We start from the raw sequence: 19,868 nt of genomic DNA on the forward strand, positions 1-19,868 counted from the left end.
CGACCGCGTGGGCGGCGACGTGGTTGACCGGCTCCGGGGCGGAGGACTCGCCGCGCTGGCCGTCCTCGTCGTGGCCGCCGGTGTCGGATGGTGGCGGGCCGAGGCCCCGGCGGTCGGCCCGGTGGGCGGTCCCACCGCGACGTCCGGCGTCGACGGGCCGGCTCGCGGTCCCGGGGACGGCGCCGGGACCCCGCGCACCGGGTCCACGTCCGGCGATCTCGTCCGGGTGTCCCCGGGCGAGCCCCTGGTCTTCATGGTCGACCCGGCCACCGGCCGGGTGACCTCCGCCGGCCCTCGCCGGCGCGCCGTCGTCGTCACGGAGCCCGGACGGGTGACCGTGCGGTACGACGCGGGCACCGCCTACGACGAAAACCCCGACGGCGGGCTCGGCGGGTTGTCGACCGGGACCGTCTGGCAGGCCCGGCTGACGCTGCGCCCCGGCCAGCCCTCGCAGCGACGGGTCGTCGAAGCCACCACGCGACCGCACCTGGTCCAGTACCGGTGCGTCGGTCCGGGGCAGCTCCTGCTGGTGACCGTCCGCGCCGGCCACCGGGACAGCCGCCGGGCGACCTGCGACGGCTCGCTCGCCACGATGTGGCTGAACCGGGGGGACGGTCCGATCCGGATCGAGCTGGCCGCGGGCGCGCCGGGAGCCGTCCCGATCGTGGTCGACGCCCGGGTGGCGGCCCTGACGTTCTGACCACCCTGACCGGGTCAGGTGCCGAGGCGGGCCAGGTCGGCGCGGTAGTCGTCGGCGGAGCGCAGGTCCGGCACCACCCGGACCAGGGTGCCGGTGCGGCCGACCAGCAGCGCGGTCGCGGTGTCGGGGCGGGACGACAGGCGCAGGAACGCGCGCAGCCCGCCGCCCGGATCGGCGAGCGGGCGTACGACCGCGCCGGACGGCACCGGGGTGGGGCGCGGCGCGCGGGTGCCGTGGACGGTGACCACGGTGACCCCCGGCGGCGCGAGCGCGGCGGCCTCGGCCACCCGGTCGGGGCAGGGACAGCCGTCCACCAGGATGATCACCGCGGGGAGCAGCGCGCGCAGCGACACGGTCGACTCCTCGGCGTCGACCAGTTCCAGGGCCGGCAGCGCCCGGCCGGTCAGATCGGTCGCCGTCGGGTACGGCACGACGGTGGGGCGGTCGCCGGAACGGGGGGTGCGGGGCCAGGTGACGGCGAACAGCCCGGCGACCGTGGTGAGCAACGCCACCATCAGCACCAGCAGCGGCAGGCCGAGCGGTGGCCGTCCGGCCCGCCGGGCGGCCAGGCCGAGCAGCCGCCGCCACCGGCTCCGGCCGGCCTGCCGGCGTAGCTCGCGCCGGACCTGCGCGGCCTCCTCGGCCAGCGCGGACGCGTCGTCCGGCACCACCACCCGGCCCCACTCCGGGGGCAGGCCGGGCAGCCCGTCGGTGGGGCCGTGACCATCTGCGTCGGGCATGCCCATCGGACCCCCTCGAACCGGTTCGGTGTGCGGACGGCGGTTCGCCTCAAGGGTCCCGCACCGGCCCCTCCTCCCGCTACACCTGGGCGGGGCTGGTGCGGCCGGGCTACCATGGAAGGAGCGCATCGCCCGAGAAATCCACGCTTCGACCACCCCCCACCGGGGTGTCATAGATCAGTCACGGAGCGTGTTCGGACCATCGGTTTGGCCGCCTGTCAAGCTGAAGAAATACCTCTCACAGGGCCCCTGAGCTGCGCCAACGGTCAGGACAGCGGTGGGACATCGGTGCCTGAGCGTGTTACTCTAGACACAGCGAAAGGGGTTTCGAACCTATGGTTTTCAGTGTCGGCGAGACCGTTGTTTACCCCCACCACGGGGCCGCACTCATCGAGGCAATCGAGACTCGGGTCATCAAGGGCGAGCCCAGGGAGTACCTCGTCCTGCGGGTCGCGCAGGGTGACCTGACCGTCCGGGTGCCCGCTGAGAACGCCGAGATCGTGGGCGTGCGTGAGGTGGTCGGCGAAGAGGGCCTCGGCAAGGTCTTCGACGTTCTCCGGGCTCCGCACACCGAGGAGCCGACCAACTGGTCGCGGCGTTACAAGGCGAATCTGGAGAAGCTGGCCTCCGGCAACCCGCTGAAGGTGGCCGAGGTCGTCCGCGACCTGTGGCGTCGGGAGCGGGAGCGGGGCCTGTCCGCAGGCGAGAAGCGCATGCTCGCCAAGGCCCGCGACATCCTCGTCGGCGAGGTCGCGCTGGCCGAGAAGAGCACCAAGGACGAGGCGGAGACGTTGCTCGACAAGGTGCTGACCGAGGCCTAGTTCGCACAGCATCGTCGTACCCACCCCGTAGCAAAGAAACCCGAGGACCGCGACGTGACCGCGCAGCTCAATCCGCGCGGTGACGTCGCGGTCCTCGTGCCTGCGGCCGGTGCCGGCGTACGGCTCGGCCCGGGCGCCCCCAAGGCCCTGCGCCTGCTCGCCGGCGAGCCGTTGCTCGTGCACGCGGTCCGCCGGATCGCCGCCGCCGGCTCCGTGCACACCATCGTGGTGGCCGCCCCGGCCGGCGAGGTCGGGGCGGTCCGCCAACTCCTCGCCCCGGTCGCCCCGGTGCTGGTCGTCCCCGGCGGGGCGGAACGGCAGGCGTCGGTGGCCGCCGCGCTCGCGGCCGTCCCCGCCGGCCCGGAGATCGTCCTGGTGCACGACGCGGCCCGCGCCCTGACCCCGCCCGAGCTGGTCGAGTCGGTGGCCGAGGCGGTGCGCTCCGGACACGAGGCGGTGATCCCCGTCCTCCCGGTGGTCGACACGATCAAGGAGGTCGGCACCGGCGAGGTGGTCCTCGGCACCGTGGACCGGTCCGCCCTGCGGGCCGTGCAGACGCCGCAGGGGTTCCGCCGGTCGGTGCTGGCCGCTGCCCACGCGGCGGCCGGCGACCCGCTCACCGACGACGCCGGCCTCGTGGAGAAGCAGGGCGTCCCGGTGGTGTGCGTCCCCGGCTCCGAGTACGCCCTCAAGGTCACCCGCCCGTTCGACCTGGCGCTCGCCGAGCACCTGCTGGCCGCAGGCGCGTGACGCGTACCCTCGGCGCATGATCGTTCCTCGGGTGGCCATCGGCACCGACGTGCACGCCTTCGAGGCTGGCCGGCCCTGCTGGGTGGCCGGCCTGCACTGGCCCGACCAGGACGGCCTGGCCGGTCACTCCGACGCCGACGTGGCCGCGCACGCGGCGTGCAACGCGCTGCTCTCCGCCGCCGGGCTGGGCGACCTCGGGTCGAACTTCGGGGTGGCCGAACCGCAGTGGGCGGGCGCGTCGGGGGTGGCGCTGCTGACCGAGAGCGCCCGCCGGGTCCGGGCGGCCGGCTTCCAGATCGGCAACGTGTCGGTGCAGGTGATCGGCAACCGGCCGAAGATCGGGCCCCGTCGGGCCGAGGCCGAGGCGGTGCTGTCCGAGGCGGTCGGCGCCCCCGTCACCGTCTCCGCCGCCACCACCGACGGCCTGGGCTTCACCGGGCGCGGCGAGGGGCTCACCGGGATCGCGGTCGCCCTGGTCCACCAGGCTCCGGCCGCCTAGGCCCGCCGGATGTCCAGCGACGCCACCGCCGAGGGTTACCTCCAGCGCGCCCAACTCCTCGCCGACCTCGGCCGCTACGACGAGGCGGCCGGCGAGGTCGGCTTCGCGCTGGCCCTGGAACCGGCGAACGCCGTCGCGCTGACCACCCTCGGCCGGGTGCACCTCGCCGGCGGGCGGCCCGCCGAGGCGCGTGCCGCCGCCGACGCCGCCCTGGCCGTCGCCCCGGACGCGGTCGACCCGCTGGTGGTGCGCGGGCTGGCGCTGGCCGACCTGGGCGAGTACGCCGAGTCGGCGCGGACCGCCGAGCGGCTCCTCGCCGTGGGTCCCGCCGACGCGTACGCCCAGCGCAGCGCCGCCGCGCTCCTGTCCGGCGCGCGTAACGGGCAGCCGGCGCTCAACGCGGCCTGGCGCGGGGTGGAGCTGGCCCCGGAGGAGGCCCAGGCGCACCTGGTGCTCGGCCTGGTGGCCGCCCGGCTGCGGCTCTACGACCTGGCCGAGCGGGCGTACCGGGAGGCGCTGCGGCTCGACCCGGAACTGGACGGGGCCGCCGCCGAGCCCGGGGTGATCCGGCTGGAGCGGCGCCGGTACGCCGAGGCGCTGGCGGAGCTGGCCGAGAGCGTCCCGCTCGGCCCGGCGCCGCCCGACCCGCGCCGGGGGGCCGACTTTGACCCGCGCCGAGGCGCCGGCTTTGACCCGCGCCGGAGTGCCACCGACGAGCTGCGCCGCCTGGTGTTGTACGGCGCGGGATGGTCCCTGGTCGGCACCGTCCTGGTGGCGGTCGCGGCGGCATCGGGCGGGGCCGGCCCGTCCCGGTTCCTCGCGGTGCTGGTGGCGCTGAGCGGTGCGGTGCTGGGCTGGCTCCTCGCGGCGCGGGTGCCGGGGCTGACCCGTACCGTGCTGCCGGACCTGCTGCGCTCAGACCGGGCGCTGGCCCTGGCGGTGTACGCGGTGGCCGCCGCGCCGCTGTTGTTGCTGGTCTACGCGGCGGTGGGGACGCCGTGGCCGCTGGTGCTCGGGATCGTGGTGGCTGCGGTGGCGGAGTTGGCGGTGTTCTCCCGTACCGTCCGCTGAGCTCTTTGGTACCGGGTGGGGTACGCCTGGCCTGCTTCCGGGTGGGGGTTCGCCGGGGCCCGCCCGCTCCGGGCGGTCAGGCTTGATCCCTCCGCGGGCGGGCCCCGGCGAACCCCTGACGTGGTCGCCGTCCGCGCGGGTGGTAACCCTCGCAGATCTTGGACGCAACCAGCCCCTCTGGGAGCCATTTCGATTCCCAGATTCCTCGCCGGACTCTAGGGCGTGGGGAGGTCGGGGCGGTGTTGCTCGATCCACGCCTCCACGTCGGACTTCAACCACACCTTGCCCTGCATCAAATCGGCTACCGGGGCGTGCCTGTCGCCTCGGCTCGGCGGTCAGTCCGCAGGGCGGTTAGTGGCGGCGAGGGCGGCGAGGCGGTCGACCGACACGCAGGAGGTCAGGCAGCGTTCCTTGGCGTCGCTGGTGAGCTGGGCCGTCCACGTGGTGAACCCGCCGTCGCCGAGGTCGATGGCCTCGCCGTCGTGCGCTGCGGTGATCCGCAGGGCGGCGTCGACGTAGTAGCCCCGTCCGCGGGTGCGGTCGGGCTCCTCCACGAGCGGCACTCCGCCGGCCGCTAGGGCGGGCCGGACCGTGTCGGCGACGCGTTCCCGCACCACAGGGGAGTCGAGGACAGTGAACCGCAGCTGCGGTGCGGCGGACGGAACCAGGCGCGCGAGGACCCGCTGCCAGTAGCCGAGGTGCAGCGTCAGCAGCCGGGCCTCGGTGTGGCCCGAGCCGGTGTCGCGGGCGCTGGACACCAGGGCGAAGAGGCGGAAGTGTGCCTGCATCCCCGCGTCGAATCGCTGCGCCCGCAGTACCCGGTGGCTGGCGGCAAGGTGCACCTCGCCCGGCCCGCTCCCGCCCAGCCGCCGGTCGGCGGCCTCGACCGCCAGCGCGTTGGTGGGGTCGCTGACGACCTCGATCGGGCGCGTCGCCGTGACGATCCGGTTCTGGCTGCCCGGCGTGACCGCCGCACAAGTGCCCAGCGGTACGACGGGGGACAGCTCGACGCCCGCCACCTCCGTGGGCAGCAGGTCCCACAGCAGCGTCTGCACGGCGGCCGTCGCGCGCGGGTCGCAGTCGGCCGGGCGTACGAAACGGTCCTCCCGCCAGCGGCGCAGCACCTCGGCCGGCCGTACCCGCGCGGCCCGCGTCCGGGCCAGGGAGAGCAGGAGCGTGGTCAGGCCCGAGGCCGGCAGGGCGTCCAGCCTCTCGCGTACGTCGGCGGGCAGCGCCGCCCACACCCGCCGCTCGGCGTCCGACATTCCGTCACCGCTCATCCGGCCACGATGGCCGATGCCGGCCGGGCCGGTCCACCGACTTACGCCGGCCGTTGACCGGGGCACCCCGACCGCCGAGTGGACGAGACCGTGGTCGTCAGGCCCTAGCCGCGGCGGGACCAGGTCCAGGCGTAGCCCGGGTCCTCGCATTCCGACGCCGCGTTGCAGAGGTCGAGGGGGCGGAACGTGTCGACCATGACGGCCAGCTCGTCGAAGAAGTCGGCGCCGATCGACCGCTCGGCCGCGCCCGGCTGGGGGCCGTGGGTGAAGCCGGACGGGTGCAGCGAGATCGAGCCCTGCTCGATGCCGGAGCCGCGCCGGGCCTCGTAGTTGCCGCCGGTGTAGAAGAGCATCTCGTCGGAGTCGACGTTGTGGTGGTTGTACGGCACCGGGATGGCGGCCGGGTGGTAGTCCACCTTGCGTGGCACGAACGAGCAGATCACGAAGTTCGGGCCCTCGAACGTCTGGTGCACGGGCGGCGGCTGGTGGACCCGGCCGGTGATCGGCTCGAAGTCGTGGATGGAGAACGCCCACGGGTAGAGGTGGCCGTCCCAGCCGACCACGTCGAATGGGTGGCGGGCATAGACGTGCCGGGTCCAGGCGGTGCCGTCGCGTCCCGCCCGGGACCGGTGCCGGACCAGCACCTCCACGTCCTCGCCGTCCACCTGCAACGGCGCGTCCGGTCCCCGGACGTCCCGCTCGCAGTACGGCGAGTGCTCCAGGAACTGGCCCCGGACCGAGAGGTAGCGCTTGGGCGGGCCGATGTGCCCGGCGGCCTCGACGGCCAGCAGCCGGACGGGTCGGTCGCCGGTCGGCACGAGGCGGTGGATGGTCGAGGTGGGGATGACCACGTAGTCGCCGGCCACGGCGTCCAGCACGCCGAACGGCGACTCGACCCGTAGCGCGCCGGACTCCAGGTAGAGGCAGTGGTCGCCGGTGGCGTCGCGGAACAGCGGGGACGGCCGGTCGGCGAGCACGTACGCGATTCGGACGTCGTCGTTGGCGAGCAGGTACCGCCGGCCGAGCACCGGGTCGGCCCCGGTGCCGTCGAGCTTGTGGGTGCGCAGGTGGCGGGGCTTGAGCGGCAGGTTGGGCGCCCGGGTGACGGCGGGCGGGGCGTACTCCTCGGCGGCGACGATCGCGGTCGGGGCGTACCGGTGGTAGAGCAGGGACGAGTCGGAGGAGAAGCCCTCCTGGCCGACCAGCTCCTCTGCGTAGAGGGTGCCGTCGGGCTGGCGGAACTGGGTGTGCCGCTTCCGGGGCACCTCGCCGACGCTGCGGTAGTACGGCATGTCGCCTCCCGATTCGTCCCGTTCACCGGCCATTGGCGTCCGATAATCGGACACTGTTGTCCGTTCCTTGTAGCGTCCCGTATGTTCTTGTCTCGTGTCAACGCAGGTGCCCCGCCTCCTCGCCGGCCTCGTCGACGACGCCGCCGTCTTCCCGCCCGGCAACGCGTCGCTGCCCGACGCGGTCGCCGCCCACCGCCGGCACCGCGCCGCCTGGTACGCCGGCCTGGTCGGCCCGCTGCTCGTCCCGGCCTCGGCCGTCGTGGCCGGCGAGCTGGACCCGCTGGTCGACCCCGCCGAGGGCCTCGTGGTCGGGCTGATCGGCGACACCGGTGTGGAGGGACTGCCCGCCGCACTGTCGGCCCTGGCCCCGGCCGGCGTCACCGCCCGCCAGATCGAGGTGGCCGTCGCCAGGCGCGGCGAGGATCCGCAGCCCGGCCTGGCCGAGCTGCTGAAGCTGACCGGGCGGCGGGACGGCGTCGACGTCTACGCCGAGATCCCGCTGACCTTCGGGCTGATGGGGGCGCTGGACACGGTCGCCGCCGCCCGCGCCGACGGGCTGCCCGTCGCGGCCAAGTTCCGCACCGGTGGGCTGGCCGCCGAGCTGTTCCCGACCCCGGTCGAGCTGGCCGCCGTCATCTGCGCCTGCCGGGACCGGGAGCTGCCGTTCAAGCTGACCGCCGGGCTGCACCACGCCGTGCGGCACCGGGATCCGGAGACCGGCTTCACCCACCACGGCTTCGGCAACGTGCTCGCCGCGACGCTCGCCGCCGCCGGCGGCGTCGAGGTGGACGGGGTGGCCGCCCTGCTCGCCGCGACCGATCCGGTGCCGCTGGTCGAGCGGGCCCGTGCCGGGCGGGCCGGCGACCGGCCGCTGTGGGTGGGCTTCGGCTCGTGCAGCATCGAGGAACCACTGACCGATCTGATCCGGCTGGGGCTGGTGAACGGGGGGTACGAGGCATGACCTGGGTGACGGGGGCCGACGGCTCGGCGTACGGGGTGCGCAACCTGCCGTACGGGGTGTTCCGGTGGGGCGGGGACGACCCCCGGATCGGCGTACGCATCGGGGACTTCGTGCTCGACCTGGCCGGCGCCGAGGCGGCCGGGCTGGTGCTGGCCGCCGGGGCGCTGGGCCGGACCACCCTCAACGCGTTCCTGGCGCTGGGCCGTCCGCAGTGGACGGCCGTGCGGCAGCGGGTGACCGAGCTGCTCACCGACGAGGCCCACCGGTCGGCGGTGGAGCCGCTGCTCGTCCCGCTCGCCGAGGCCGAGCTGCTGTTGCCGTTCGAGGTCGCCGACTACGTCGACTTCTACTCCTCCGAGCAGCACGCCGGGAACGTCGGGCAGATCTTCCGCCCCGGCCAGCCGCCGCTGCTGCCCAACTGGAAGCACCTGCCGATCGGCTACCACGGCCGGGCCGGCACGGTGGTGGTCTCCGGCACGCCGATCGTCCGCCCCACCGGGCAGCGGGCCACCCCGCAGGGGCCGGTCTGCGGCCCGTCCGTGCGCCTCGACATCGAGGCCGAGGTCGGCTTCGTCGTCGGCGTGCCGAGCGCGCTCGGCGACCGGGTCGCCGCGGCCGACTTCGCCGACCACGTCTTCGGGGTGGTGCTGGTCAACGACTGGTCCGCCCGGGACATCCAGGCTTGGGAGTACCAGCCGCTCGGCCCGTTCCTCGGCAAGTCCTTCGCCACCTCCGTGTCGGCCTGGGTGACCCCGCTGGACGCGCTGGCCGACGCGTTCGTGCCCGCGCCCGCGCAGGACCCGCCGGTGGCGGAGTACCTGCGCGACGTGCCGCACCTCGGGCTGGACCTGCGGCTGGCCGTGGAGTGGAACGGCGAGAAGGTCAGCGAGCCGCCCTTCGCCACCATGTACTGGACCCCCGCCCAGCAGCTCGCCCACCTCACCGTCAACGGCGCCAGCCTGCGCACCGGCGACCTGTACGCCTCCGGCACCGTGTCCGGTCCCGAGCGGGGGCAGGTCGGCTCGTTCCTGGAGCTGACCTGGGGTGGCGCCGAGCCGGTCAAGGTCGGCGGCGAGACCCGGACCTTCCTGGAGGACGGCGACACCGTCACCCTCACCGCCACCGCACCCGGTCCGGACGGCACCACCGTCGCCCTCGGCGAGGTCACCGGGACCATCCGCCCGGCCCGCTGACCGGGACCGAACCCGCTGCGCCGCAGCACCGCAACGCCGCCCCCGGCGCACCACCGAACCCCGGTCGCACCCGCTGTGCGACCGGGGTTCGGTGTATCCGCGTTGAGCGTGCCGGGCTCGCCCGTCGCGGCGTGCCCCCGGCCGGCGGCGCAGTGTGGCGGCACCGGCCGTCGTGGACGTCCCAGCGGACAGGAGGTAACGAGCATGACCGATCTCGCGGGCGCCGTCTGGCGTACCAGCAGCCGCTCCAACGACCAGGGACTGTGCGTGGAGGTGGCGGACAACCTGGTCGACACCGTCGGCGTGGTCGCGGTACGCGACTCGAAGGACCCGGCCGGTCCAGCGCTGGCTGTGAGCCCGCCGGGCTGGGCCGCCTTCGTCGGCGCGATCCGGGTCGGGCGGATCCGGACCTGAGCACCGATTCCCCGGGGAGGGGCCCGGTACCGCCTCGCCCCGGGACGGCCACCAGCGGCGGAAATCCCGCCGCTGGGGCCCCGCCGCGCGTTCACCCCCCGTACCGTGGAGGACACGGGAGGTGTCATGTCGACGGTCACGGTCACCCAGTTCATCCAGGCACCCGCCGTCGACCTGTGGCGGCTCCTGGTCGACCTGCCGGTCCGCGCGGACTGGCTCCGCACGGTCGGCCGGGTCGAGCTGCTCACCCCGGGCCGGCTCGCCCCCGGCACGGCCTGGCGGGAGACCCGCACCCGGCCGGACGGCGGCGCGCAGGCGGAGGAGTTCGTCGTGCTGGAGGCCGTGCCGCCCCGCCGGCTGGTGCTCACCTCGCCCGGCATCGGCGTGAGCTACCGGACCACCTGGACGCTGCGTACCGTGCAGCGGCGCCGCCGGGCCTGCACCGCCGTCACCGTGCACCAGGAGGCGGTGTCCACCGCCCCGTACGGTCGCGTCCTCGCCCTGCTCTTCGGCGGCCTGGCCGCCCGCGCGGTCGAGGGCGCCTTCCGCCGGGACCTCGCCGACCTCGCCCGTGCCGTCGACCCGGAGGCTGCCGCCGAGGCGGCCTGACCGGGTCGACGGCGGCCCTCCTGGGTAGGGTGCCGGGCGGAGGTGCGGCATGGGGTTCGCGAGGGGGCGGCGGCGGGTCGCGATGGCGGTCGGGGCGCTGCTCGGCGCCGGGGCGGTCGCGGTGGTCGTGCACCGGGTGCTCGCGCCCGCCGAGGTCGACACGCCCGCCCGGGCCGGCTACCCGGCGGCGGTCACCCCGGCGATCGGGGTGGTGGGCCGGCTGCCGGTGGCCCCGCTGATCGTGGACGGCCGGCTCCGCGTCTACGCCGCCACCCGCCAGGTGTACGCCGACCAGCCGGCCGACAGCCGGTACCGGGTCACCCCGTACTGGTCGTACCGGCGCTGGCCGGCGGAGGTCAGCGGGGTGGTGGCGGACGGGACCACGGTGGTCAGCCGCTGGTCGGACGGGAAGCTGGTGGCGCTGGACGCGCGTACCGGACGGGTGGCCTGGCAGGCCGACGGTCCCGCCCCCGCCGAGGGCTGGACCGCCCGCCGCACCGGGGCCGGCGCGGTCTGGGAGCCGCCGGGACTCTTCCTCGCCCGGGGCGCCGACGGCCGGCCCGGGCTGGTGGTCTCCGGGCCGACCGGGGTGGGTGGCTTCGCGCTCGCCGACGGCCGGCGGCTCTGGTCCGTCGACGTGGACGGCGGGTGCCGCACCGACGTGGGCACCACCGCGGCCGGGCAGTTCGTCGCCGTCGACCGGTGCGCCGGGCCGGCAACGGTCGAGTTCCGCGACGTGGCCACCGGGACGCCGACCACCCGCTGGCAGCCGCCCGGGGCGACCGCCGAACTGGCCGTCACCCCGGTCGGCTGCGTGAGCCACCGCTCCCGGTGCCGGGGCCTGCGGACCACCGGCCCGGCCGACGGGGCGGGCCGCGGCTGGCTGGCCGGTGCCGGCCAGCCGGTCGCCGCCCCGGCCCTGGATCCGGCCGGGTCCGAGTTGGACGGCGAGCGGGCCGTCGGGGTGGCCGTCGGGGTGGTGACCGGCCGGTCCGCCCGGACCGGCGGGGAACTGTGGCGTCGGGACGACCTCGGGCCGGCCCGGATCGTCGCCGTCCAGCCCGGCCGGGTGCACCTGCTCACCGAGGCCAACGACCTGGTCACCCTGGACCCGAGCACCGGCGCGGAGCGCTCCCGCTTCCCGCTGAACGTGGGCCGGGACGGCATCGGCTGGGCCCCCGGGCTGGTGTACGCGGGGGGCGGCTACCTGGCGATGGAGCGGCTCCGTGAGCCGGTCGACCCCGACGCCGACGACCAGCGCTACTTCCTGATGTCCGAGCCGGTGGTGCTCGCGGCAAGCTGAGGCGGTCGGTGCCCAGGGCCGCCACGCGGCGGGGACCGCTCAGGCCAGCGCCGACTCGGCCGCCGCCAGGAAGGCGTCGTTCTCGGCCGGGGTGCCGATGGTGACCCGGACGCCGTCGCCGGGGAACGGCCGGACGATCACGCCGCGCGCCTCGCACGCCCGGCCGAACTCCATCGCCCCGTCGCCCAGCGGCAGCCAGACGAAGTTGGCCTGGCTCGACGGCACGTCCGGGACGAACTTGCGCAGCGCCGCGGTGACCCGGTCCCGCTCGGCCACCACCAGCGCGCAGCGCCGCCGGACCTCGTCGGTCTGGGCCAACGCGGCGAGCGCGCCGGCCTGGGCGGCCATGCTCGTGGAGAACGGGGTGACCACCTTGCGCACGGCGGCGGCCACCTCGGGCGCGGCGACGAGGAAGCCGATCCGCAGGCCGGCCAGCCCCCACGCCTTCGACAGGGTACGCAGCACCACCACGTTCGGCCGGTCGGAGTAGGTCAGGCCGTCCGGCACCTCGGGATCGGTGACGAACTCCCGGTACGCCTCGTCGATGACCACCAGCACGTCCTCGCCGACGGAGTCGAGGAACCGGTCCAGCTCCGGCTTGCGGACCGCCGTGCCGGTCGGGTTGTTCGGGTTGCAGACCAGCACCATCCGGGTCCGGTCGGTCACCGCTGCGGCCATCGCCGTCAGGTCGTGCCCGTGCCCGGCGTCGTTGGGCACCCGTACGCTGGTCGCGCCGCTGGTCGCCGCGATGATCGGGTACGCCTCGAACGAGCGCCACGGGTACAGCAGCTCGTCGCCGGGCAGGCAGGTGGCCCGGACCAGGTGCTCGGCCAGCGCCACCGACCCGCAGCCGGTGGCGATCCGGTCGGGGTCCACCCCGTACCGCTCGGCGAGTACCGCGCGGAGCGCGACCACCCCCATGTCCGGGTACCGGTGTGAGCCGGCGACCGCCTCGGCGACCGCCTCCACCACGCCGGGCAGCGGGCCGTACGGCACCTCGTTGCTGGCCAGCTTGATCGCCTCGGTCAGGCCCAGCTCGCGGGCCAGGTCGGCGGGGCTGCGCCCGGGCACGTAGTTGGGCAGCGCGTCGAGGTCGGCGCGGGTCAGCCGCAGTGGCGGGTGGTGTCGGCCGGTGTCGGTCATGGGGTGTCTCCCGGAGGGTTGGCGGGGTCGGGCGGGGTCTCGGTGTCACGGCTGGCACCGGGTACGCGGGGGAGCTGGACCACCACGGTCTGCGCGCGCTTGTCGTGCAGCGCCTGACGCAGCGGGTGGTCGAACAGCGGCGACACCGCGTCGACGAACTGGAGCAGCAGGCCGAAGCCGCAGCAGTACCAGAGCAGGGTGGGCAGGCCCAGGGTGCTCCACCGGCGCAGCGCCCGGCCGAAGCCGAGCGGCTGGTCGGCCTCCACCGGCACGGCCCGTACGCCCATCAGCCGCTTGCCGAGGGTCTGCCTGTTGCCGGCCATCGCCGGCACCTCGTACGCGAACCAGAGCGCGGTGGCGATCAGCAGGATGGCGACCTGGAGCCCGCCGGCATGCTCGCCCGGCTGGGGCAGCCCTTCGGTGGAGGAGTCGCCGGCCATGGCCCGGCGGAACACCTCCCGGAAGTACGGGGTGATCTCCTCGACGTACCGGTAGACGAACCAGCCGTTGACGACCGCGTTGAGCAGGAACACGGCACCGAAGTCGATCAGCCGGGCGGACAGCCGGGCGCCGAAGGAGGCCAGCGGCAGCCCGTGCGGGCGGGGCGCGGGCGGGCGTCCCGGCCAGGTCGGGTACGGCCAGCCGGGCGGCGGCCCCTGCGGGTGCCCGTACCCCGGGGGCGGCCCGTAGCCCGCACCCGGCTGTGGTCCGTGGCCCGGCTGTGGCCCGTGGCCCGGTTGCGGGCCGGCGGGCTGGCGCGGGCCGGCGGCCGGGACCGGGCCGGCCGGCGGCCCGGACGGCTGGCCGGGCGGCCCGGGCGGGGCGGCGGGGCTGACCGGGGGCGGGGGCTCGACCGGGGGCGGCCCCTCCGGCGGGGTGGCGTCGACCGGGATCGGCGCACCGATCCAGCCCTCACCGTCCCAGTACCTCCTGGTCTCGGGCTCGGCGGGGTCGACGTACCAGCCTGGTTGCACGCTCACGGAGCAACCTTAACGACGACCGTCCGGGCGAACTTGTCGTGGAGGCACTGCTGCCAGGGCTTGTCCCAGAGCTGCCAGAGCCCGTCGACGTAGCTGAGCCCGGGCACCAGCGAACAGCCGACGAACTGCACCAGGTACCGCCGGCCGGCCATGCCACGGTCCAGCGTCCGGGTCGGGTCGAGCGGGACGACCCGGATCCGCATCACCTTCTTGCCCAGCGTCTGCCCGGTCCGGCGCAGGTACTCGACGTGGTAGAGCCAGTAGAGCCCGAGCATCAGGACGAACAGCCCCAGCTCGGCCAGGAGCAGCGGCAGCATGATGTCGGTCAGGAACGTGCTCGGGTCGGGCTCGACGAACGTGCCGTCCGGGTTGGTCCGGGTGAACTCGCCGAACATCCTGAACCAGATGAACACCATGACCGGCAGGAACAGCGCCATGACGACCAGGCCGGAGACGGCGCTGTCGATCAGGAAGGCCAGCAGGCGGTCGCCGAAGCTGGCCAGCGGCTGCCCGCCGGGGCTGACCGGCACCGGCGCGAACCCGGGGCGCGGTGGGGCGTACCCGGGCGGTGGGGCCCAGCCGGGCGGTGGGGCGTATCCGGGCGGGCCGGCCCACCCGGGCGACGGCGGCGGGCCGGCGGAAGCGCCCGGCGGGGCGTAGCCGGTGGGGCCGGGCTGCGCCGGGACGGCGTACCCCTGCGGGACCGGGGCGGGGGGCGGCGCGACGCCACCGGCGGCGGGCGGCTGCCCGCCGGCCGGCGGCGTCGGGTACGTCGGAGGCTGGGTCACGCTCGACAGTGTCGCAGGTGGGCTACAGGTTGCCCCGCTTCTCCTGCTCCCGCTCGATGGCCTCGAACAGGGCCTTGAAATTGCCCTTGCCGAAGCCCAGCGAGCCGTGCCGCTCGATCAGCTCGAAGAAGACGGTCGGGCGGTCCTGCACCGGCTTGGTGAAGATCTGGAGCAGGTAGCCGTCCTCGTCCCGGTCGACCAGGATCTTGCGGGCCTTCAGCTCCTCGATCGGCACCCGCACCTGGCCGATCCGGCCGCGCAGCTCCGGGTCGTCGTAGTACGAGTCCGGGGTCTCCAGGAACTCGACGCCGGCCGCGCGCATCGCGTCCACGCTGGCCAGGATGTCGTTGGTGGCCACGGCGATGTGCTGGGCGCCGGGCCCCTGGTAGAACTCCAGGTACTCGTCGATCTGCGACTTCTTGCGGGCCACGGCCGGCTCGTTGAGCGGGAACTTCACCTTCCGGGTGCCGTTCGCGACGACCTTGCTCATCAGGGCCGAGTAGTCGGTGGCGATGTCGTCGCCGACGAACTCCGCCATGTTGGAGAAGCCCATCACCCGCTTGTAGAACTCCACCCACTCGTCCATCCGGCCCAGCTCCACGTTGCCGACGACGTGGTCGACGGCCTGGAAGAAGCGCTTCGGCTGGAGGCCGGCGTCGATCATCGGCTGCCGGTCCACGATCGGGCCCCGGGCCACGAAGCCGGGCAGGAACGGGCCGGTGTACCGGGACCGGTCGAGCAGGGTGTGCCGGGTGTCGCCGTACGCGGCGATGGCTGCCATCCGCACGGTGCCGTGCTCGTCGGCGACGTCGTGCGGCTCGATCAGGCCGGTCGCGCCCTGCGCGGTGGCGTGCGCGTACGCGGCGTCGACGTCGGGCACCTCCAGCGCGATGTCGCTGACGCCGTCGCTGTGCTTCGTGACGTGGTCCGCGCCGGCCGCGTCCGGGCGTACCGCGCCGGTCAGCACGAACCGGGCCGATCCGCTGGTCAGCACGTACTCGGAGTGGTCCCGGTAGCCCTGCTCCGGCCCCCGGTACGCCACGCACGTCATGCCGAACGCGGTCGAGTAGTAGTGCGCCGCCTGCTTGGCGTTGCCGACCAGGAAGTGCAGGTGGTCGAGCCCCTGGACCGGGAACGGGTCGCGGCTGATGTCGTGGTCGACGGCACCGATCAGCACGTCGACGTCGAGTTCCTCGGCCGACTGGGGTCGGTTGATCGCCTGGGTCATGCTGACCTCCCTTGCGTACCGGCCGGCCTCGTGGGCCGCCGTCGGTGGGTTATGTGGCGAGGATCGCCGGATCGCCTGCGGTTGGGCAACAGTTGGCCGAAATCCTGGTCAGGTTGCGCATTCGGTATGGTCTACACCCGTGACTGCTGCACAGGATGTCCAGCTCGACGAACTGGACGCGCGCCTCATCGAGCTGCTCGCCGAGGAGCCCCGGATCGGGGTGCTGGAGTGCTCCCGGCGGCTCGGGGTGGCCCGGGGCACCGCCCAGGCCCGGCTCGACAAGCTCGTCGACCGGGGCGTGATCGGCGGCTTCGGGCCGGACGTCTCCCCGGCCGCGATCGGCTTCGGGGTGACCAGCTTCGTCACCCTGGAGATCAGCCAGCGGTTCGGGCACGACCCGGTCACCGCGCACCTCGCGGCGATCCCCGAGGTGCTGGAGGCGCACACCATCACCGGCTCCAGCGACCTGCTCTGCCGGATCGTCGCCCGGTCCAACGCCGACCTCCAGCGGGTGATCGACCAGATCGTCTCGTACGAGGGCATCCGCCGGGCGTCGACGATCATCGCGCTCGCCCAGCAGCTCCCGTACCGGGTGCTCCCCCTCGTCCGCTCGGCGGTCAGGGAGGCGAGGGCGTCGTCCTGACGTCTCCCGGGCGCGGCCGGACCCCCATTAGCACGCCGGTCGCCGAGAAAAGCGCCGCGACACGGCGCGCGGGCGGCGGACCCGGCGGTGATCGTCGTTACCGTGTCCGGTGTGGCGAAGGTGGGCGGCCTCAGGTTGCGTGGCTGGCTGCTGCTCGCCCTCGTCACGGTGGTCGTCCTCGCCGCCGCCGGGGTGTGGAACCCGTGGCCCGGGGTGTGGGACTGGGTCGACCGCAGCGAGCCGATCTCCGAACCCGACGTGGTCTGGCAGCAGCGGATCGGCGGGACCCCGAAGAGCGTCACGATCGCCGGCGGCGCCGTCGTCGTCGAGCAGCGCACCCGGGTCGAGGCCCGCAGCCTCGCCACCGGCGTCCAGCTCTGGGAGCGCAAGGCCGACTGGTCCGCGGTGGCCGGCGGTGACCGCGACCCGGTCGTCGCCGTGGGCAAGCTCCTGGTCAAGGGGTACGAGCTGCTCGACCCGATCACCGGGGCGACCCGCCGCCGCGACGACGACGCGGTGGCCGTGTGGACGTACCGGAACCTGCTGCTCGACGCCCGGTGCACCGAGGCGACCGACTGCACGCTGAGTGCCTGGGACCCGCGCGGCACCGCGCCGCTGTGGACGGCGTTCCTGCCCGGCGTCAGCACCGGCCTCTTCGCCGACAACCCGGACCTGCTCGGCACCCGCCGGCTGAGCACCACCCGGGTCGACGACGGGGTGGCCGGCCCGGAGGCGGTGCCCCCGCTGCTCGGCTTCCCGGTCGACGGCCGGGTGCACGTCGTGGACACCGCCACCGGGCGGGTGCTCCAGGACGTCGAGCCCGGCCGGGACGAGCGGCTCGCGGTGGTCGGCGGCCGGATGCTGCGGATCCGGGCGGTCTCGCAGGACGGGGCGTGCGCGTTCACCCTGACCGCCCAGGACCCGGCCACCGGCCGGGAGGTGTGGCGGCGCACCGGGATCAACCTGCGCACCGCCGACAGCGCCGGCTGCGCCCAGCGGGAGGATCCGCAGGGCGCGCGGAACGTGCTGATCGGCGTGGCCCCGGACGGCCGGGAGGCCGTCATCGACGGGTACGACGGCCGGCTGCTCCAGGTCAACGGCGAGGGGGCGAAGCTGATCGCGGTCGACGACCGGTACGCCCTGGTCCGCACCGCCGACAAGCGGTCGATCGTCGCCCGGGAGCTGGGCGCGGACCGGAACCGGTGGACCCGGGCGGCCGGCGGCAGGAGCGGCGGAACGCTCACCCCGTACGCGGCGGTGCTCGCCGAGGAGAAGCCGAGCCGGCTGATCGCGCTGGACCCGCGTACCGGTAGGGAACTGGTCGTGCTGCGGACCTCGGCGAACGCCCTGGCCGTCGGCCCGGCCGGCATGGTCATCGGCGAGGGCCGGGAGATCGGGTACGTCCGCTTCGGCGCGGGCGGGGCGGCGCCCGCCCGGCCCCCCGGCGACGGTGGCGTCCCCGGCCCGGGCGACCCCGGTGGGGGTCCTGACGGGGGCGCCGACGGGGGGCCCGGCGCCGACAGCAGTTGCGGGCCGAAGCGGGAGCTCTGCCCCGGGCGGGACGACAAGGACGGCTGAGCGCGACGGGTGAGAGCGGCGTCCCAGGACCGACCCGTCGGGTGCCACCGATCCAGCGGACTGCCCTAGGCTTTCCGCTCATGAGCAGTGCCGCCGCGTTCTCCCACGCTCCCTTGCTGCCGACCGGGCCCGACCAGACCGAATACCGCCTGGTCACCGACGAGGGCGTCGACGTCGTCCACGGTCCGGGCGGGCGCCGGTTCCTCACCGTGGAGGGGGCCGCGCTGACCGCGCTGACCGCCGAGGCGATGCACGACATCGCCCACTTCCTGCGCCCCGCGCACCTGGCCCAGCTCCGGGCGATCATCGACGACCCGGCGGCCTCGCCGAACGACCGGTTCGTCGCGCTGGACCTGCTACGCAACGCGAACATCGCCGCCGGCGGGGTGCTGCCGATGTGCCAGGACACCGGCACGGCCATCGTGATGGGCAAGCGCGGCCGGCACGTGCTGACCGACGGCGGCGACGTGGAGGCGATCTCCCGGGGCGTCTACCAGGCGTACACGAAGTTGAACCTGCGCTACTCGCAGCTCGCCCCGCTGACCATGTGGGAGGAGCGCAACACGGGCAGCAACCTGCCGGCGCAGGTGGAGATCTACGCCGAGGACCCGGACGGCCACCCGGACGCGTACAAGTTCCTGTTCATGGCCAAGGGCGGCGGCTCGGCCAACAAGTCCTACCTCTACCAGGAGACCAAGGCGCTGTTGAATCCGACGCGGATGATGCAGTTCCTGGAGGAGAAGCTGCGGCTGATCGGCACCGCGGCCTGCCCGCCGTACCACCTGGCCGTCGTCATCGGCGGCACCAGCGCCGAGTACGCCCTGAAGACCGCCAAGTACGCCTCGGCGAAGTATCTCGACGCGCTGCCCACCTCCGGCTCGATGACCGCACACGGCTTCCGGGACCTGGAGCTGGAGGCCGAGGTGCTGGAGCTGACCCGTAACTTCGGCATCGGCGCACAGTTCGGCGGCCGGTACTTCTGCCACGACGTGCGGGTGGTCCGGCTGCCCCGGCACGGCGCGTCCTGCCCGGTGGCGATCGCCGTGTCCTGCTCCGCGGACCGGCAGGCCGTTGCCAAGATCACCCCGTCGGGCGTGTGGCTGGAGCGCCTCGAAACCGACCCGGCGCGCTATCTGCCCGACGTCACCGACGAGACGCTCGACGCGTCCGAGGTGGTCCGGGTGGACCTGAACCGGCCGATGGACGAGATCCGCGCCGAGCTGACCAAGTATCCGGTGAAGACCCGGCTGTCGCTGACCGGCCCGCTGGTCGTCGCCCGGGACATCGCGCACGCGAAGATCGCCGAGCGGCTGGACGCGGGCGAGGAGATGCCGCAGTACCTGCGCGACCACGCCGTCTACTACGCCGGCCCGGCCAAGACCCCGGAGGGGTACGCCTCCGGCTCGTTCGGCCCGACCACGGCCGGCCGGATGGACGCGTACGTGGAGAGGTTCCAGGCCGCCGGGGGCTCCCAGGTGATGCTGGCCAAGGGCAACCGGTCCGCCCAGGTCACCCGCTCCTGCCAGCAGCACGGCGGCTTCTACCTCGGCTCGATCGGCGGCCCGGCGGCCCGGCTCGCCCAGGACTGCATCCGCCACGTCGAGGTGCTCGAATACGCCGAGCTGGGCATGGAGGCGGTCTGGAAGATCGAGGTGGAGGACTTCCCGGCCTTCGTCGTCGTCGACGACAAGGGCAACGACTTCTTCGCCGAGGTCACCAAGCCGGTGCTCACCGTCGGCCGCCGCTGACGTCGACATCGGTGCGCCCATCCACCAGGATGGACGGGCGCACCGCCCCCGTCGGATGCCGTCGCCGACAACCGCGACCGATTGTGCGGTCCGGCGCTGCCGATCCACTCTCATCTCGCTATCGGCC

General features: G+C 74.6%; 20 protein-coding genes. 13 read left to right on the forward strand and 7 right to left on the reverse strand.

Going from position 1 to position 19,868, the window contains the following annotated elements; genetic code table 11:
* Nucleotides 1-7: 7 nt before the first annotated feature.
* The gene (locus C5N14_RS00555; protein WP_117664815.1) at nt 8-700 is read left to right on the forward strand and encodes a hypothetical protein; all 693 of its coding nucleotides are present in this window, start codon (nt 8-10) and stop codon (nt 698-700) included.
* 14 nt (nt 701-714) lie between these two features.
* On the opposite strand, the gene C5N14_RS00560 is transcribed toward C5N14_RS00555, so the two are convergent.
* The gene (locus tag C5N14_RS00560) at nt 715-1,446 is read right to left on the reverse strand and encodes a hypothetical protein (protein WP_117664816.1); all 732 of its coding nucleotides are present in this window, start codon (nt 1,444-1,446) and stop codon (nt 715-717) included.
* Nucleotides 1,447-1,775: 329 nt separating this feature from the next.
* Between C5N14_RS00560 and C5N14_RS00565 the strand changes: the two genes are divergently transcribed.
* Genes C5N14_RS00565 through C5N14_RS00580 form a run of 4 tightly spaced genes read left to right on the forward strand, consistent with a single transcriptional unit; the run spans nt 1,776 to nt 4,581 of the window.
* Nucleotides 1,776-2,261, forward strand: coding sequence for a CarD family transcriptional regulator (locus C5N14_RS00565; RefSeq protein WP_013288937.1), 486 nt, complete (start codon nt 1,776-1,778; stop codon nt 2,259-2,261).
* A gap of 54 nt (nt 2,262-2,315) precedes the next feature.
* On the forward strand, nt 2,316-3,011 hold the full coding sequence (gene ispD / locus C5N14_RS00570; RefSeq protein WP_117664817.1) for a 2-C-methyl-D-erythritol 4-phosphate cytidylyltransferase: 696 nt from the start codon (nt 2,316-2,318) through the stop codon (nt 3,009-3,011).
* Nucleotides 3,012-3,027: 16 nt separating this feature from the next.
* Nucleotides 3,028-3,510 (forward strand): 2-C-methyl-D-erythritol 2,4-cyclodiphosphate synthase, encoded by a 483-nt coding sequence (gene ispF, locus C5N14_RS00575; protein ID WP_117664818.1) that lies wholly within the window; start codon nt 3,028-3,030, stop codon nt 3,508-3,510.
* A 9-nt stretch (nt 3,511-3,519) separates the two neighbouring features.
* Complete coding sequence (locus C5N14_RS00580; RefSeq protein WP_117664819.1) at nt 3,520-4,581, forward strand: tetratricopeptide repeat protein; 1,062 nt, start codon at nt 3,520-3,522, stop codon at nt 4,579-4,581.
* A gap of 335 nt (nt 4,582-4,916) precedes the next feature.
* On the opposite strand, the gene C5N14_RS00585 is transcribed toward C5N14_RS00580, so the two are convergent.
* Together C5N14_RS00585 and C5N14_RS00590 are read right to left on the reverse strand one after the other, a co-directional pair.
* Nucleotides 4,917-5,861: a hypothetical protein gene (locus C5N14_RS00585; RefSeq protein ID WP_243639013.1), complete on the reverse strand. Its 945-nt coding sequence runs from the start codon at nt 5,859-5,861 to the stop codon at nt 4,917-4,919.
* A 104-nt stretch (nt 5,862-5,965) separates the two neighbouring features.
* Nucleotides 5,966-7,153, reverse strand: coding sequence for a homogentisate 1,2-dioxygenase (locus C5N14_RS00590; protein WP_117664941.1), 1,188 nt, complete (start codon nt 7,151-7,153; stop codon nt 5,966-5,968).
* A gap of 94 nt (nt 7,154-7,247) precedes the next feature.
* On the opposite strand from C5N14_RS00590, the gene C5N14_RS00595 reads away from it, so the two are divergent.
* The 5 genes from C5N14_RS00595 (at nt 7,248) to C5N14_RS00615 (ending at nt 11,633) form a co-directional block, all read left to right on the forward strand.
* Nucleotides 7,248-8,114 (forward strand): hypothetical protein, encoded by an 867-nt coding sequence (locus tag C5N14_RS00595; protein ID WP_117664821.1) that lies wholly within the window; start codon nt 7,248-7,250, stop codon nt 8,112-8,114.
* A complete protein-coding gene (fahA, locus tag C5N14_RS00600; RefSeq protein ID WP_117664822.1) occupies nt 8,111-9,307 on the forward strand; it encodes a fumarylacetoacetase in 1,197 nt (398 codons plus the stop codon). The genes C5N14_RS00595 and fahA overlap by 4 nt, the downstream gene beginning before the upstream one ends.
* A 204-nt stretch (nt 9,308-9,511) precedes the next feature.
* A complete protein-coding gene (locus C5N14_RS00605) occupies nt 9,512-9,721 on the forward strand; it encodes a DUF397 domain-containing protein (RefSeq protein WP_117664823.1) in 210 nt (69 codons plus the stop codon).
* A 126-nt stretch (nt 9,722-9,847) separates the two neighbouring features.
* Entirely contained in the window at nt 9,848-10,330 is a 483-nt protein-coding gene (locus C5N14_RS00610) for an SRPBCC family protein (protein ID WP_117664824.1), read from the forward strand.
* Nucleotides 10,331-10,379: 49 nt separating this feature from the next.
* Nucleotides 10,380-11,633 (forward strand): PQQ-binding-like beta-propeller repeat protein, encoded by a 1,254-nt coding sequence (locus C5N14_RS00615; protein WP_117664825.1) that lies wholly within the window; start codon nt 10,380-10,382, stop codon nt 11,631-11,633.
* 39 nt (nt 11,634-11,672) lie between these two features.
* Here C5N14_RS00615 and hisC read toward each other — a convergent pair whose 3' ends face one another.
* Genes hisC through hppD form a run of 4 tightly spaced genes read right to left on the reverse strand, consistent with a single transcriptional unit; the run spans nt 11,673 to nt 15,772 of the window.
* Nucleotides 11,673-12,776, reverse strand: a complete 1,104-nt coding sequence (gene hisC / locus C5N14_RS00620) for a histidinol-phosphate transaminase (RefSeq protein ID WP_117664826.1) — start codon at nt 12,774-12,776, stop codon at nt 11,673-11,675.
* Complete coding sequence (locus C5N14_RS00625) at nt 12,773-13,756, reverse strand: RDD family protein (protein WP_117664827.1); 984 nt, start codon at nt 13,754-13,756, stop codon at nt 12,773-12,775. Before C5N14_RS00625 ends, hisC begins: the two co-directional genes overlap by 4 nt.
* Nucleotides 13,753-14,544: an RDD family protein gene (locus C5N14_RS00630; RefSeq protein WP_117664828.1), complete on the reverse strand. Its 792-nt coding sequence runs from the start codon at nt 14,542-14,544 to the stop codon at nt 13,753-13,755. Before C5N14_RS00630 ends, C5N14_RS00625 begins: the two co-directional genes overlap by 4 nt.
* 22 nt (nt 14,545-14,566) lie before the next feature.
* Complete coding sequence (gene hppD, locus C5N14_RS00635; RefSeq protein ID WP_117664829.1) at nt 14,567-15,772, reverse strand: 4-hydroxyphenylpyruvate dioxygenase; 1,206 nt, start codon at nt 15,770-15,772, stop codon at nt 14,567-14,569.
* Nucleotides 15,773-15,911: 139 nt separating this feature from the next.
* Here hppD and C5N14_RS00640 point away from each other — a divergent pair, with 139 nt between their 5' ends.
* The 3 genes from C5N14_RS00640 (at nt 15,912) to C5N14_RS00650 (ending at nt 19,741) form a co-directional block, all read left to right on the forward strand.
* Nucleotides 15,912-16,415: an Lrp/AsnC family transcriptional regulator gene (locus C5N14_RS00640; protein WP_117664830.1), complete on the forward strand. Its 504-nt coding sequence runs from the start codon at nt 15,912-15,914 to the stop codon at nt 16,413-16,415.
* Nucleotides 16,416-16,526: 111 nt separating this feature from the next.
* A complete protein-coding gene (locus C5N14_RS00645; protein ID WP_371685778.1) occupies nt 16,527-17,993 on the forward strand; it encodes a hypothetical protein in 1,467 nt (488 codons plus the stop codon).
* Between the two features lie 80 nt (nt 17,994-18,073).
* Complete coding sequence (locus C5N14_RS00650) at nt 18,074-19,741, forward strand: fumarate hydratase (protein ID WP_117664831.1); 1,668 nt, start codon at nt 18,074-18,076, stop codon at nt 19,739-19,741.
* The last annotated feature ends 127 nt before the right edge of the window (nt 19,742-19,868 follow it).

Source organism: Micromonospora sp. MW-13 (assembly GCF_003434305.1).
Taxonomy (GTDB): Bacteria; Actinomycetota; Actinomycetes; order Mycobacteriales; family Micromonosporaceae; genus Micromonospora.

Bases quoted from the DNA above. Each gene is read 5' to 3' on its own strand.
- C5N14_RS00560 (WP_117664816.1), bottom strand. From the start codon at position 1,446: ATGGGCATGCCCGACGCAGATGGTCACGGCCCCACCGACGGGCTGCCC.
- C5N14_RS00565 (WP_013288937.1), top strand. From the start codon at position 1,776: ATGGTTTTCAGTGTCGGCGAGACCGTTGTTTACCCCCACCACGGGGCC.
- ispF (WP_117664818.1), top strand. From the start codon at position 3,028: ATGATCGTTCCTCGGGTGGCCATCGGCACCGACGTGCACGCCTTCGAG.
- C5N14_RS00580 (WP_117664819.1), top strand. From the start codon at position 3,520: ATGTCCAGCGACGCCACCGCCGAGGGTTACCTCCAGCGCGCCCAACTC.
- C5N14_RS00585 (WP_243639013.1), bottom strand. From the start codon at position 5,861: ATGAGCGGTGACGGAATGTCGGACGCCGAGCGGCGGGTGTGGGCGGCG.
- C5N14_RS00590 (WP_117664941.1), bottom strand. From the start codon at position 7,153: ATGCCGTACTACCGCAGCGTCGGCGAGGTGCCCCGGAAGCGGCACACC.
- fahA (WP_117664822.1), top strand. From the start codon at position 8,111: ATGACCTGGGTGACGGGGGCCGACGGCTCGGCGTACGGGGTGCGCAAC.
- C5N14_RS00605 (WP_117664823.1), top strand. From the start codon at position 9,512: ATGACCGATCTCGCGGGCGCCGTCTGGCGTACCAGCAGCCGCTCCAAC.
- C5N14_RS00610 (WP_117664824.1), top strand. From the start codon at position 9,848: ATGTCGACGGTCACGGTCACCCAGTTCATCCAGGCACCCGCCGTCGAC.
- C5N14_RS00615 (WP_117664825.1), top strand. From the start codon at position 10,380: ATGGGGTTCGCGAGGGGGCGGCGGCGGGTCGCGATGGCGGTCGGGGCG.
- hisC (WP_117664826.1), bottom strand. From the start codon at position 12,776: ATGACCGACACCGGCCGACACCACCCGCCACTGCGGCTGACCCGCGCC.
- hppD (WP_117664829.1), bottom strand. From the start codon at position 15,772: ATGACCCAGGCGATCAACCGACCCCAGTCGGCCGAGGAACTCGACGTC.
- C5N14_RS00650 (WP_117664831.1), top strand. From the start codon at position 18,074: ATGAGCAGTGCCGCCGCGTTCTCCCACGCTCCCTTGCTGCCGACCGGG.